This window comes from Herbidospora sakaeratensis (assembly GCF_001570525.1).
Lineage (GTDB): Bacteria > Actinomycetota > Actinomycetes > Streptosporangiales > Streptosporangiaceae > Herbidospora > Herbidospora sakaeratensis.
In genome coordinates this window covers 339,097-351,742 of sequence record NZ_BBXC01000011.1, presented here as the reverse complement: position 1 = coordinate 351,742, position 12,646 = coordinate 339,097, and the positions used below count along the sequence as shown (strand labels likewise).

General features: G+C 69.8%; 14 protein-coding genes. 12 read left to right on the top strand and 2 right to left on the bottom strand.

Features of this window, described 5'->3' with window-relative positions:
- From AW271_RS40745 to AW271_RS17660, 9 genes are all read left to right on the top strand, one after another.
- Positions 1 to 337, top strand: a 337-nt coding sequence (locus AW271_RS40745) for a cellulose binding domain-containing protein (RefSeq protein ID WP_174553101.1), incomplete at its 5' end; no start/stop codon positions are given.
- 86 nt (positions 338 to 423) lie between these two features.
- Entirely contained in the window at positions 424 to 1,206 is a 783-nt protein-coding gene (locus tag AW271_RS17695; RefSeq protein ID WP_062338095.1) for a neutral zinc metallopeptidase, read from the top strand.
- Positions 1,207 to 1,219: 13 nt separating this feature from the next.
- Positions 1,220 to 2,002, top strand: coding sequence for a hypothetical protein (locus AW271_RS17690; protein ID WP_157554291.1), 783 nt, complete (start codon positions 1,220 to 1,222; stop codon positions 2,000 to 2,002).
- A gap of 55 nt (positions 2,003 to 2,057) precedes the next feature.
- Positions 2,058 to 2,834, top strand: a complete 777-nt coding sequence (locus AW271_RS17685; RefSeq protein ID WP_062338091.1) for a neutral zinc metallopeptidase — start codon at positions 2,058 to 2,060, stop codon at positions 2,832 to 2,834.
- Positions 2,835 to 2,886: 52 nt separating this feature from the next.
- Positions 2,887 to 3,639 carry a neutral zinc metallopeptidase gene (locus AW271_RS17680; protein ID WP_157554289.1) on the top strand — a complete coding sequence of 251 codons (753 nt, stop codon included), beginning with the start codon at positions 2,887 to 2,889 and terminating at the stop codon, positions 3,637 to 3,639.
- Positions 3,640 to 3,715: 76 nt separating this feature from the next.
- Positions 3,716 to 4,246 carry a hypothetical protein gene (locus AW271_RS17675; RefSeq protein ID WP_062338087.1) on the top strand — a complete coding sequence of 177 codons (531 nt, stop codon included), beginning with the start codon at positions 3,716 to 3,718 and terminating at the stop codon, positions 4,244 to 4,246.
- 42 nt (positions 4,247 to 4,288) lie between these two features.
- Positions 4,289 to 4,972 (top strand): response regulator transcription factor, encoded by a 684-nt coding sequence (locus tag AW271_RS17670; protein ID WP_062338085.1) that lies wholly within the window; start codon positions 4,289 to 4,291, stop codon positions 4,970 to 4,972.
- A complete protein-coding gene (locus tag AW271_RS17665) occupies positions 4,969 to 6,330 on the top strand; it encodes a sensor histidine kinase (RefSeq protein WP_062338083.1) in 1,362 nt (453 codons plus the stop codon). Before AW271_RS17670 ends, AW271_RS17665 begins: the two co-directional genes overlap by 4 nt.
- 99 nt (positions 6,331 to 6,429) lie before the next feature.
- The gene (locus tag AW271_RS17660; RefSeq protein WP_062338081.1) at positions 6,430 to 7,902 is read left to right on the top strand and encodes a serine/threonine-protein kinase; all 1,473 of its coding nucleotides are present in this window, start codon (positions 6,430 to 6,432) and stop codon (positions 7,900 to 7,902) included.
- Here the strand turns inward: AW271_RS17660 and AW271_RS17655 are convergent.
- Positions 7,888 to 8,586, bottom strand: coding sequence for a hypothetical protein (locus AW271_RS17655; RefSeq protein WP_062338080.1), 699 nt, complete (start codon positions 8,584 to 8,586; stop codon positions 7,888 to 7,890). The genes AW271_RS17660 and AW271_RS17655 overlap by 15 nt on opposite strands.
- Positions 8,587 to 8,727: 141 nt before the next feature.
- Here AW271_RS17655 and AW271_RS17650 point away from each other — a divergent pair, with 141 nt between their 5' ends.
- On the top strand, positions 8,728 to 9,102 hold the full coding sequence (locus AW271_RS17650) for a hypothetical protein (protein ID WP_062338078.1): 375 nt from the start codon (positions 8,728 to 8,730) through the stop codon (positions 9,100 to 9,102).
- A gap of 57 nt (positions 9,103 to 9,159) precedes the next feature.
- Here the strand turns inward: AW271_RS17650 and AW271_RS17645 are convergent, their stop codons facing one another.
- Positions 9,160 to 10,362 carry an ROK family transcriptional regulator gene (locus tag AW271_RS17645; RefSeq protein ID WP_062338588.1) on the bottom strand — a complete coding sequence of 401 codons (1,203 nt, stop codon included), beginning with the start codon at positions 10,360 to 10,362 and terminating at the stop codon, positions 9,160 to 9,162.
- A 69-nt stretch (positions 10,363 to 10,431) separates the two neighbouring features.
- Here AW271_RS17645 and AW271_RS17640 point away from each other — a divergent pair, with 69 nt between their 5' ends.
- Positions 10,432 to 11,274 (top strand): LacI family DNA-binding transcriptional regulator, encoded by an 843-nt coding sequence (locus AW271_RS17640; protein WP_062338076.1) that lies wholly within the window; start codon positions 10,432 to 10,434, stop codon positions 11,272 to 11,274.
- Positions 11,275 to 11,359: 85 nt separating this feature from the next.
- Entirely contained in the window at positions 11,360 to 12,631 is a 1,272-nt protein-coding gene (locus AW271_RS17635; protein ID WP_062338074.1) for an ABC transporter substrate-binding protein, read from the top strand.
- Positions 12,632 to 12,646: the final 15 nt, after the last annotated feature.

The following is a 12,646-nucleotide window of genomic DNA, read 5'->3' as shown; positions in this document are numbered from 1 at the left end:
CCCCACCCCGACGCCGACCCCCACGCCCACCCCGAACCCCGGCGGGGCGTGCTCGGCGACGTACCGGCAGATCAACTCCTGGCCGCAGGGTTTCCAGGGTGAGGTGACGGTACGGGCCGGCACCGCCGCCATCCAGGGCTGGACCGTGTCCTGGACGTGGCCCGGTTCGCAGACCATCACCCAGATCTGGGGCGGCGTGCGGTCGGGAACCGGTCAGAACGTGACGATCCGCAACGAGAACTACAACGGCAACCTCGGCGCGAACGCCGGCACCACGTTCGGCTTCACCGTCGGCGGCACGGCCGCCACACCCACCCTGACCTGCACCAGTCCGTGATTTTCACCCGATGAGAGGGCCCGTGGCGACACGGGCCCTCTTCGTGACTTGCCGGTTTACAACGGTCCCGGCACGATGTGGGGCTTGTGAGACGAACCCTCATCCCCGGACTGGTCTTAGCCGTCGCCCTGGCAGGACTCGCGACGCCCGCACACGCAGACCCGTCCGACGACCCCCAGCTCACCGACAACGCCCTCTACACGAGCGGGCCGATCGCCCGCTCCTCGTGCGCCGAGAAGCCGATCAAGCGACGAAACCACTACCCGACCGCCAAGGCCTACGTCACCTTCGTGATCGGCTGCCTCGACCGCGTCTGGTCGAAGCAACTCGCCAAGGCCGGCGTCAAATACCGCAAGCCGAAGGTCTCGCTGCTGTCGAAGGACCCGGCCCGGTTCTGCGGCTACAAGTGGCCCAAGTCGTCGTTCTCCGACTACTGCGAGAGCAGCCGGACGCTCGTGCTCGTCCTCGACAAGACCCTGCTGAACCTGCAGCCGTGGGACCTGTACATCTTCAACCACGTGGCCTCGCTCTACGGCACGCACGTCCAGGTCCTCACGGGCATCGACGACGCGATGCGGGAGGCGATCCCCGAGAGCGGGGAGCCCGGCTTTGCCGAGTCGCTGACCGAACTGGGCCGCCGGACGTACCTGCAGACCTTCTGCCTGTCGGGCGTCTTCACCGGGAGCGTCTACAAGTCGATGCCGCGCAAGGCGGCCGACTGGAAGGAGGTCGTCCGCCAGATGGGCAAGGAGGCGAACGACTTCTACGGTTCGGCGAAGAGCATCGCGTACTGGATGAACAGGGGCTTCAACTCACGTGATCCGAAGTTCTGCAACACCTGGACCGCCTCGAACGCGCAGGTGGCGTGACGTGATGACCTTCGTGAAACGCACTCTCGTCTCCGCGCTGGTCCTGGGCCTCGCCCTCACCGGGCTCCCGGCCCCCGCGCACGCCGACCCGGCCGACGACCCCAGGCTCACCGACAACGCCCTCTACCACGCCGGCCCGATCGCCCGCTCGACCTGCGCGGAGAAGCCGATCAAGCGGCGCAACCACGTGCCGACCGCCAAGACCTACGTCACCTCCACCGTGCAGTGCCTCGAACGCGCGTGGTCGAAGCACCTGGCCAAGGCGAAGTTCCGGTTCAAGAAGCCCAAGGTCGCGCTGCTCACCAAGATCCCCGCGAGGTTCTGCGGCTACAAGCCGGGCAAGTACCTGATCTCCGACTACTGCGAGACGAACAGCACGATCCTGATCGTCCTCGACCGGCGGCTGCTCAACCTCATGCCCGGCGACCTCTACATCTTCAACCTCACGTCGAGCCTCTACGCCGAGCACCTGCAGACCATCACCGGCATCGAGTCGGGCTGGTCGGCCACCTTCCCCGAGGAGGACGACCCCGGCTACGAGGACTACCAGGACGACATCACCCGCAGGGCCTACCTCCAGGCGTTCTGCTTCTCGGGCGCCTTCATGGCCAGCGTCTACACGTCGATGCCGCGCGACTCCGCCGACTGGAAGCACCTCGTACGGGAGCGGCAGAAGGAAGCGGGCGTCACCTACGGCTCGGCCAGGAACATCGGCTACTGGATGAACCGCGGCTTCACCTCGCGCAACCTCAAGTACTGCAACACCTGGTCGGCGTCGGCCTCGCAGGTCGCGTAACCGTTCGAGGCGGGCCCTTGCGCGATCTTCGGCGAACCACCACGATCGGGGATTCGTGAGACGAACCCTCATCCCCGGTCTGGTCGCCGCCGTCGCCCTCGCAGGGCTCGCCTCACCCGCGGGCGCATACCCCCAGTCACACCCCCTGCTCGCCGAGAACGCCCTCTATTCGACGGGGCCGATCCCGCGCTCCTCGTGCGCGGAGAAGCCGATCAAGCGGCGCAACCACGTCCCGACCGCCAGGGCCTACGTGACCTTCGTCGCGGCCTGTCTCGACCGGGTCTGGGCGAAACAGTTCGCCAAGGCGAAGCTGTCATACCGGAAGCCGAAGCTCCGGCTGCTCGCCAAGAACCCCGTGTGGCACTGCGACCTCAAGTGGGACAAGCGCTGGTCGTCCGGCTACTGCGGCGACCACCGGACGATCACCATCGTCCTCGACCGGCGGCTCCTCAACCACGACCCGGACGACCTGACCATCTTCACGCTCACCGCCGTCCTCTACAGCGAGCACGTGCAGCGGCTCGCCGGGATCGAGAAGGCGTGGTTGGCGGCCCGCCCCGATCCGGCCGACCTCGGTTACGAGGAGGACAGGGACGACCTCGCCCGCCGCTTCCTGCTGCAGGCGGAGTGTTTCGCCGCCGCCTTCACCGCCGCCGTCTACACGTCGACGCCCCGTGACCAGGCCGACTGGAACGCCTTCGTGCGCATGAAGGCCAGGGAACGCCACATGGGGGGCGCGGAGAACATCACGTACTGGCTGAACCAGGGCTTCACCACGCGGGACCTGCAGAACTGCAACACCTGGAGAGCGGAGAACTGGCGGGTCGCGTAGCCTCCCGGAGGCCCTTGCGCGATCCTCCCCCCGCAGCCACGATCTTGGGCTTGTGCGACGAATCCTCATCCCCGCCTTGGTGCTGTCCCTGGTGACCGCGACTCCGGCTTATGCAGCTCCGTCCGACGAGCCCACGCTCACCGACAACGCCCTCTATTCGGCGGGCCCCATTCCCCGCTCCACCTGCGCGGAGAAGCCGATCGACCGGCGCAACCACGTGCCGACCGCCCGGACGTACGTGACCTTCGTGACGGGGTGCCTCGACCGGGTCTGGTCCACGTACCTCGCCGGGGCCGGAATCCCGTACCGCAAGCCCAAGCTCAAGCTGCTCACCAGGGACCCGAAGAAGTACTGCGGCCTGGACTGGGCTGATTACGACTACGCGTGGTACTGCTACGACAAGCGAGAGATCATGGTCGTCCTCGACCGGACCCTCCTCAACCTCCAGCCCGACGACCTGTACATCTTCACCATGCTCGCCGGCTTCTACGGGGAGCACGTGCAGTATCTGGCGGGCATCGAGGAGGCCAGACTCGACAAAGAGCCGAGTGACCCCTTCACCGACCTCCGGCGTTCACTTCTGCAGAGCCTCTGCCTTTCCGGCGCCTTCACCGGCAGCACCTACGCGTCGATGCCGCGCGACGTGGGCGATTGGAAGTTCATCGTGAAGCAGCGGGGCAAGGTGGTGCAGGACCGCCTCTACGGAAAGCCGGCGAGCATCGCGTACTGGATGAACCGCGGGTTCAAATCACGCGACCCCAAGTTCTGCAACACGTGGACCGCCCCCAAGTCCAAGGTCGCCTGAAATCTCAGGTTCTTGCCAAGAAGGATCCCTATCGTCCCGAGCGCCAAGAACGCTCACACGAAAGGGAATCCCTCCCATGCGGCGTAGTACCTTCGTCCCCGCTCTGCTCGGCGCGGCTCTGGCCGGCGCCACCCTGGTCGGCGTCGCCCCCGCTTCGGCGACCACCGGCACCCCGTGCGAGAAGGCGCCGTGGATCGGCCAGGTGCAGGGCAAGCCCAAGGGCCTCACCCCGGGGGCTCGGGCCGGTAACTACTTCTGGCACGACAAGAACGGCTTCCACCTGCGCATCACCCAGAAGAAGCCGCGCAAGGCCACGACCTACACCGGCACCATCACCTCGAACACCCCGATCCGCGACTTCAAGTGGGTCAAGCTCGAGGAGAAGCAGGACTCGGTCGTGCTGTCCGAGGACAAGCTCACCATCACGTTCAAGGTCGTCAACCACGGCCTGCTCGACGGCTTCTCGTTCCGCACCTCGTGCGCCGACAGCCTCACCGTCTCGGGGCTGACCATCAACACCAAGGCCCTGCCCGTCGGCAAGGTCTACCTGGGCAAGACCAAGGCCCACCCCGCCTCGATCCCCTTCACGGTGCACCGCAAGGCTTAAACTGCCAGGTCCGGCCGCATCTGGCCGGAGGAGGTAAGCACGATGGGCGCACACCGGATCCTGGCCGTCGACGACGACCCGGCGATTCTTCGGGTGCTGCGGCGGGGGCTCACGCTGGAGGGCTTCGCCGTGGAGGCGGCTGGCGGCGGCCAGGCCGCGCTGGAGATAGCCGACCGGGTCGACGCGATCGTCCTGGACGTCTCGATGCCCGGCGTGACCGGCATCCAGGTGTGCGCCGAACTGCGCCGCCGGGGCTCCGAGGTCCCGATCCTCATGTTGTCGGCCCTCGACGAGGTCGCCGACCGCGTCGCCGGTCTCACCGCCGGGGCCGACGACTACATGGTCAAACCGTTCGACCTCACCGAACTGGCGCTGCGGCTGCGGGCGCTGCTGCGCCGGGCGGGGGCGGCGGCGCCCGTGGGTTCGGGCGTGCGGGCCGGCGGGCTGGTCCTCGACACCGACGGCCGCGACGCCGTCTTCAACGGGCGCCCGCTCTCGCTCACCCGGCGGGAGTTCGACCTGCTGGAGGTGCTGGCCAGGAACCACGGCATCGTGTTGTCGCGCGAGGTGCTGCTCGAACGCGTCTGGGGCTACGACTTCGCGGTCACCGCCAACGCGGTCGAGACGTTCATCGGCTACCTGCGCAGGAAGCTCGAAGCCGAGGGCGAGCCGAGGATCCTCGAGACGGTGCGCGGCGTCGGCTACGTCCTGCGGGTCCGGTCGTGAGGTTGTCGACCCGGTTCGCGCTGGGCGTGGCCGTGCTCATGCCCGTGCTGGTCGGGCTGCTCGGACTGCTCTTCGTCCGGCTGTCGGCCGACGACCTGCGGGCCGCCCGCGACGAACGGCTGACCCAGCGCCTCCAGGCGTACACCCCCCTCGCCCTGAACCACACGCAGCGCCCGCTCCGGCTGCGCCCGGCGGAGGGGGAGCCGTCCGAGGGTGTGTACGTCGACCCGGTCCGCGGCCAGCCGCTCGTCATCGGCGCGGTCCCGCCGAAACTGCCGCCCCCGGCGACGGCCCCCTCGACCAGCGGGACCTGGCGGTACGTCAGCACCGACCTGGGCCGCCGAGGCCGCCTGTGGATCTTCGAGGCGCAGGGCCCGCTCGACGCCCAGATCTCCGGCCTGTACGACCGGCTGCTGATCGCCACCCTGATCGCGCTGGCCGCCGGGGCCGCCGCCGGCCTGACCCTCGGCCGGTTCACGCTCCGCCCGCTGACCCGCCTGACCACGGACGTGAAGGCGGGCAACGGCCGGCTCACCCGCAGAACCCGCGCCCGCGAGATCGACGAACTCGCCGGCCTGGTCAACCGCCTGCTCGACCGCCGCGACGAGGCCGTGCACCGCACCGCCGAGGCGCTGGAGACCGCCCGCGCCTTCGCCGCCACCGCCGCCCACGAACTGCGCACCCCGCTGACCAGCATGGGCGGCAACATCGCCCTGCTCGGCTACCCGACGCTGCCGCCGGAGGACCGCGTCGAGGTCATCCGCGACCTGGCCATGGAACAGGCCCGCCTCGAACGCCTCATCACGATGCTCCGCCAGCTGGCCAGAGGCGAGCTGATGGAACCCGACTCGCTGAAGGACGTCGACCTGGCGGGGGTGAGCGAGGTGGCCGTACAGGAGGCGACCCGAAGGCACCGCCACGCCCGCTTCGTCGCCCACCTCCCCGACGCGGCCATGGTCAGGGGCTGGCCCGAGGGGCTGCGCATGATCGTCGACAACCTGCTGGAGAACGCGGCCGTCCACGGGGTCGGGCCGCACGGAACCGTGCGGGTGGAGCTGACGGTCCGGGTCGAGGGCACGGTGGCGCTGCTCCGCGTCGCCGACGACGGGCCGGGCATGCCGCGCGAGCTGCACCAGGAGGCGTTCAACCGCTTCAGCCGCCGCGCGGGCAGCCCGGGGACGGGCCTCGGCCTGACGCTCATCCACCAGCAGGTGGTGCTGCACGGCGGCACGGTCGAGATCGAGCCGTCGTCGGGACGGGGGTTGTCGGTGCTGGTCCAGATGCCCATCGCGTGGCGGCCCGACGGGCCGAGTGACGGTCTCTCCTGGTTGTCGCTGCACCAGAAGGGCGTTGCCTGAACGCGCCATTTCCGGCTCGCGGGCCGGAACCCTCTTGGACGGCGCCGGGCCGCACGGCACACTGACAACGATCTGTCAGCTCCAATCGGGGATGGTGTCATGTCGGCGGTCGACGACGCCTGGGCTGTGACGGTTCCGACCGGCTATCGGGTGGGGGACTGGGAGGTCACCCGGCCGATCGCGTCGGGAAGCTGGGCCAGCGTCTACGAGGGCAGGCGGCGGTGCGGGCGGGTGTCGGCGCTCAAGTTCCTGCCGACCGGGACGGTCACCCGCAGGCAGGTGCGCCACCTGCGGGACATGGCCCAGCGCGAGATCCGCCTGCACGACCAGCTCAGGCACGACCGCCTCATCGGCCTGCACGAGATCATCACGGTCGACGACGCCGCGCGGCCCGAACTCGACGGCGCCTGCGTGCTGGTCACCGAGCGGGCCGAGCGGTCGCTGGCCGATCTCGTCCAAGACGGCGTTGCGGTACGCCGCACGCCGCGCATCCTGGCCGAGATCTGCGAAGGTCTCGCGCACATGCACGAGCGGAAGTGGGTGCACGGCGACCTGAAGCCGAGCAACATCCTGCTGATGGCCGACGGCTCGGTGCGGCTGGCCGACTTCGGGCTGAGCGCCGAACTGCACGGCACGCACGGCTACCTGCCGCCGATCGGGTCGATGGACCACCTGCCGCCGGAACGCTGGAGCGAGCCCCTCACCGTGAAGGGCAACGCGGTCCGCACGTCGGCCGACATCTGGGCCCTGGGCGTCACGGCCTGCCAGCTCTTCACCGGCCGCTACCCCTTCGCCGCGCCCACCGCCCGGGGCCGCTACGTCGCCGCGGCCGAATACGCCGCCGGGCACCGCGGCCTCGACCTGCCCGCGTCGATCCCCGAGGGCTGGCGGGCGTGGATCGCCGCGTGCCTGTCCCGGGACGTGCGGGCCCGGCCGACCGCCTTCGACCTGCTGCACCGCGCGCGGGTGCTCAACGGCGCCCCCGACCCGACGACCCCGCTCCCGCGCCGCCTCGCCCGGTCGGTCGTGGCCGGGCTCCTGGTCGTCGGCTGCACGGCGGCCTCGACCGTCCAGGACCTCTACCACGACCCCTTCGCGCGGTGGCTGAACCCGGCGGCCACCGACATCCCCGTCGAGTACAAGGAACTGATCGTCGAGGCGGGCACGATGTGCGAGGAGCCGGGGCTCAGCCCGGCCCTGGTCGCCGGCATGCTGAAGGCCGAGAGCGGCTTCGACCCCACCCTGTCCGACCCCGACAACCACGAATACGGCATCGCCCGCTGGACCCCCACGGTGCTGCAGTACTACCTGCCGAACGACCGGCGGGGCGCCGTACCGGAACTGCCGCTGACGGTGCGGGACTCGATCCCGGCGATCGGACGTTACCTGTGCGTCCGGCTGCCGCTGATGTCGTCGGTGCCCGGCGACCCGGGGTTGCTGGGGGCCGCGGCGTTCCGCAGCTCCGACGACGTCATCCGGCGGGAGAACGGGGTGCCCGAACGCTTCCGCGCCCACGTCGAGAAGGTGCGCGAAGCCCGTGACCGCTATCTGCCCGCCTCAGCCGTCGAGTAGCTTCAGGTGCTCCTCGCGGACGAGGTCGAAGCGCAGCGCGATCGACACCAGGGAGGCCCGCTGCCAGTCGGCCTTCCCGGCCTTCCCGTCGTGTTTGACGCGGAGTTTGGTGCGGGCCAGGTAGTCGATGTGGAAGTTGACGCCGGCCCGGGTCAGGCCGACGCCGCCGATCCGGTCGAGGATCTGCGGCACGGTCGGGATCACCGCCGAGGCGCAGTCGCGCAACCGGGGCTCGCAGAGTGCCACCAGCACGAGGAAGTACTTGGCCGTCTCGTCGAGCGAGAACATCGACAACGTCGGCTCGCCTTCGCGGGGCCGATCACGGTCGACGAAACTGTGCTGAGCCGCGTAGACGAGAAATGAACAAACGCCGACGGCGACCGGGAGAACGACGCGCGCGAATTCGAAGGGAATCGGCGCAGCGGCCCTTCCCGGCGCTATTTTGACGAATTCACCGCCGCCTTCGGGATTCTCCACGACCAGCGTGGAATCGTGGCTGAAATTGGTCAGCATCCAGAAGTCCTGAACGGCTGTGACCGCTCCGGCCAGGCGGGACACCTCGGGATGGCCGAGGCGGAAATCGACGGATCCGCGACCGAAGGTCACCTCCTCGCCCGGGCGGAGCCCGATCGTCTCGGTGGCGGAGTTCTCTCCCTGTAATAGCACAGTCTGATCACTTCGCATCCTCTAACCTTAAAGGTTTCCCGGCGGCCGGTCGAAGGCCACGATGAGCTCGGCATGAATTCGTCAGTGCCGACGTGTCCGCCATTCGCCGGGCGGGATGGCGCTGCACAGCACCCCGTGATTCCACCGGAAGGAAGAACCATGAGGCTCCGCACCTTCGCCCTCGCCGCCGCGATGACCGCGGCCGTTCTCGCGACGTCGGCCACCCCGGCCAACGCGGGAGGCGGCGGCTGTCTGCGCCACACCAACGACTGGTTCCAGTTCGACGCGTGCCAGGGCGACAACGGCCTGAACGTCTACGGAGACGTCTACATCAAGCGCTTCACCGGCTCGAACTGCAAGGTGACGCTCCGGATCACCGACAACCCTGATCCGATCGTGCTGAACTGCCGGCTCGGCCATCTCGGCCCGGTGGTGTCCCCCCGCATGGTGAAGGGCAAGAGGTACGTCACCTCCGTCACGGTGCAGAGCTCCGCGGGCCGCCTCTACGGCCTCGCCCCCTACTCCAACATCTGAACCTAAGCAGGCCCGGCGCGATCCGAACGGATGGCGCCGGGCTTCTCGATGACGACGCTAGCTCTGCGCGACCGCCACCTGCGGCCCGTGGCCCGGCGCGACCGAGCCCTGCAGGACCAGCGCCGCGCCGCCGATGGCCGCCGAGTCGCGCGGGTTGCTCGACAGGTCGACCTGCACGGGATGCACGTGCCGGGAGAACGCGCTCTCGCCGAGCCGCCGCCGGATCTCGCTCACGTACAGGGAACCGGCGACCGCGAAGCCCGGCCCCGCCAGCACCAGGGTGTCGAGGTCCCACAGGTTGGCCAGCGTCAGCGCGCCGTCGGCCAGCAGCGACGCCGACTCGTCGATCAGCGCGCGGGCCTGGTCGTCGCCGTAGACGGCGGCGCGGGCGAGCACGTCGAAGGCGCGCGGGTAGGGGTCGTCGGGGCGCACGCCCAGGCGGTCGGCCAGGCCGGGGATGGTGCGGGCGCGGGCGACCAGGGCCGCCGGGGCGGCGTAGAGCTCCAGGCAGCCGCGGTTGCCGCATCGGCAGGGGGCGCCGTCGCGGACGACCGACACGTGGCCGATCTCGCCCGCGTTGGAGCTCGCGCCGCGCTGGAGCGCTCCGTCGAGGACGACGCCCGAGCCGATGCCCGAGTTCATGTAGAGGCAGCCGAAGGTGCGGTCGCGGGAGACCTGGCGGCCCCAGAACTCGCCGACCGACGCGGCGGCGGCGTCGCTGTCGACCAGGACCGGCACGCCGAGCGCCGACAGTTCGCGGCGCAGGTCGAGCTCTTCGAGGCCGGGCACTGCCAGGAAGCGGCCGCGGGCGACGTCGACCGGGCCGGGGGCGACGACGGCCAGCCCGGCCACGCTCTGCGCGGCGAGGCCCAGCCCGGCGGTCACGTGGTGGTAGAGGGCGGCGAGCTGGGCGACGAGGTCGTCGGAGACCGCGACGAGTTCGCGGCCGATGGCGCCGCCTCGGGTGTCGGTGACCACGCACGTCAACGCGTCGGCGCCGACGCGGATGCCGACGCCGTATGCTGAGCGCGAGTTGATCACCAGCATGGTGCGCGGTTTGCCGCCGGTCGCCACGGTGTCACCGGTCTCCCGCACCACCCCGTCGTCGAGCAGGCGGCGCACGATGTTGGAGATGGTCGGCTGGGTCAGGCCGGTCGCCTTGACGAGCTCCACCCGGCTGATCGGGCCCGACGACCTGATGAGGTCGACGACGAGCGCACGGCTCCCGGGTCCCGCAGCCGCGGACTCTCGCCTGGCCAACGTGACCCCTTCCACCTTCACCGGCATTACCTTTACGTGCCACGAGGTTAGTTCACGAGGAGGACGTCGATGGTCCCTGGTCCACGGGCGGGCACGCCGGTCGGGCTCGCCCTGGTGCGAGACGCCGAGGTCCTCGGGGCCGAGCCGTTCTTCCACGAGTTCATCGCGGGCATGGAACGGGTGCTGGTGCCACTGGGCGTGCCGGTGCTGCTCCAGGTGGTGGCGACGGTCGCGCAGGCGTCCGGGCGGATGCGGGAGTGGGCGGCCGAAGACCAGGTGCAGGGGGTCATCCTGATCGACTTGCTGCCGGGCGACGAGCGGGTGGCGCTGGTCGGCGAACTGGCCCTGCCGGCGGTGGTGATCGGCGACCCGGTGACCGCGCGGGGGTTGCCCGCGGTGTGGACGCAGGACGAGGTCGCCATGCGCGAGGTCGTCGCGAAGCTGGTCGAGAAAGGGCACCGGCATCTGGGCCACGTGGCCGGACCGGCCGAGATGGCCCACACGATCATCCGCCGCCGCACGTTCGACGAGGTCGCGGCCGGGCACGGCGTCCGCACGACCACCTTCGACGGCGACTACTCCGAGGCGGCCGGGGTCAGGGCCGTCGCGGCGCTGGCCCAGATGGACGACCGGCCGACCGCGCTGGTCTTCGACAACGACGTCATGGCGCTGGGGGCGCTGCAGGAGGCGGCCCGGCACCGGCTGGCCGTGCCCGAGGCGCTCTCGCTGATCGCCTGGGACGACTCCGCCCTCTGCCAGCTGGCCGAGCCGCCGCTCAGCGCGGTGAGCCATGACGTGCAGGCGCTGGGCGAACTGGTGGGGGAGACGCTCCGGGAGATCCTGGCCGGAGCCCCGGCGAAGGTGATCAGGGCGGTGCCGGCGGCGCTGGTGACTCGCGGTTCGAGCATTTAATAGATTACTAATCTTTCTTATTGACCCCAGGGTGTCCGGTCCTGTTTGCTGTGGTGCAGCACACCCCAGCAGCAAAGGAAGCCCCATGCGTCGCATCGCCTTCGCGGCCGGAGCTCTTGTTCTCGCCCTCACCTCGTGCGGCACGTCCGCGGAGGAGGCCCCCGGCGGCGCCGGCGGCGGCTCGATAGACGTCGTCACCCGCTGGACGGCCGGAAACTCCGCCGCCGCGGCCCAGAAGCGCGTCTTCGACAGGTTCACGGCCGAGACCGGGATCACGATCAACCTGACCGAGGGCCTGGAGGCCATCGACGACCAGGTGGAGACCGCCGTCGCGGCCGGCAAGTCGCCCGACCTCGTGATCGTCAACCTCTTCGACAAGACCGTCGGCTGGCTCGACGCCGGGGTCACCGTCCCGGTCGACCAGTACGTCAAGGACTGGGGCCTCGAAGGGAAGATCAAGCCCGAGGCGCTGAACGAGTGGAAGGCCGCCGGCGGGATCCAGGGCCTGCCCTACTCCGGGTTCGGCTGGCCGCTCTGGTACAACACCGAGCTGCTCGCCAAGGCCGGGGTCGCCGCCCCGCCGAAGACCACCGACGAGCTCAAGGACGCCGCCAAGAAGCTGCGCGCGGCCGGCATCGGCCCCATCACCGTCGGCGGCAACGACTGGACCGGCCAGAAGCTCTTCTACCAGATCGTCCAGTCGTTCACCGACCCCGCGACCATGCAGAAGGTGATGCGGGAGGGCGGCTACTGCGCCACCCCCGCGGTGCTGAAGGGCATCGAGTTGTTCACCGACCTGCGTGACGCCGAGGTCTTCGTCGACAACGTCGCGGGCCTGTCGGCCGACGACATGTACGCGTCCTACTACTCCGGCAAGGCCGCCATCATGTCGGCCGGGTCGTGGGCGTACACGGAGTCGAAGGCGGCCGGCACCGGCATCGAGACCCGCACCACCCTCGGCGGGTTCCCCGTGCCGAGCGGTTCGACCTTCACCAAGCCGACCGCCTACCAGGGCTTCACCGGCGTCGGCTTCATGATCACCAAGCAGGGCGCCTCGCCCGAGAAGATCGACCTGGTCAAGCAGCTCGTCACCCGCTTCTACGAGGACGCCACGGTCGGCGACTTCGTGAAGGACAGCAGCATCCTGCCGCCCACCACCGGCGACTTCGCCTCCTACGCGACCGACCCGCTGCTGAAGGCGTCACTTGGCCTCGACGGGGCCGTCGACTACGCGGTCCTGCCGGACGTCTGGATCGGGTCGGCCTCCGACCCGATCACGACCGTCCTGGCCGGAGCCTATGGCGAGGCCACGCCGCAGGAGATCTGCGCGGGCCTCGACACCGCCACGCAGGGCTGAGCGACCACCCGCCGA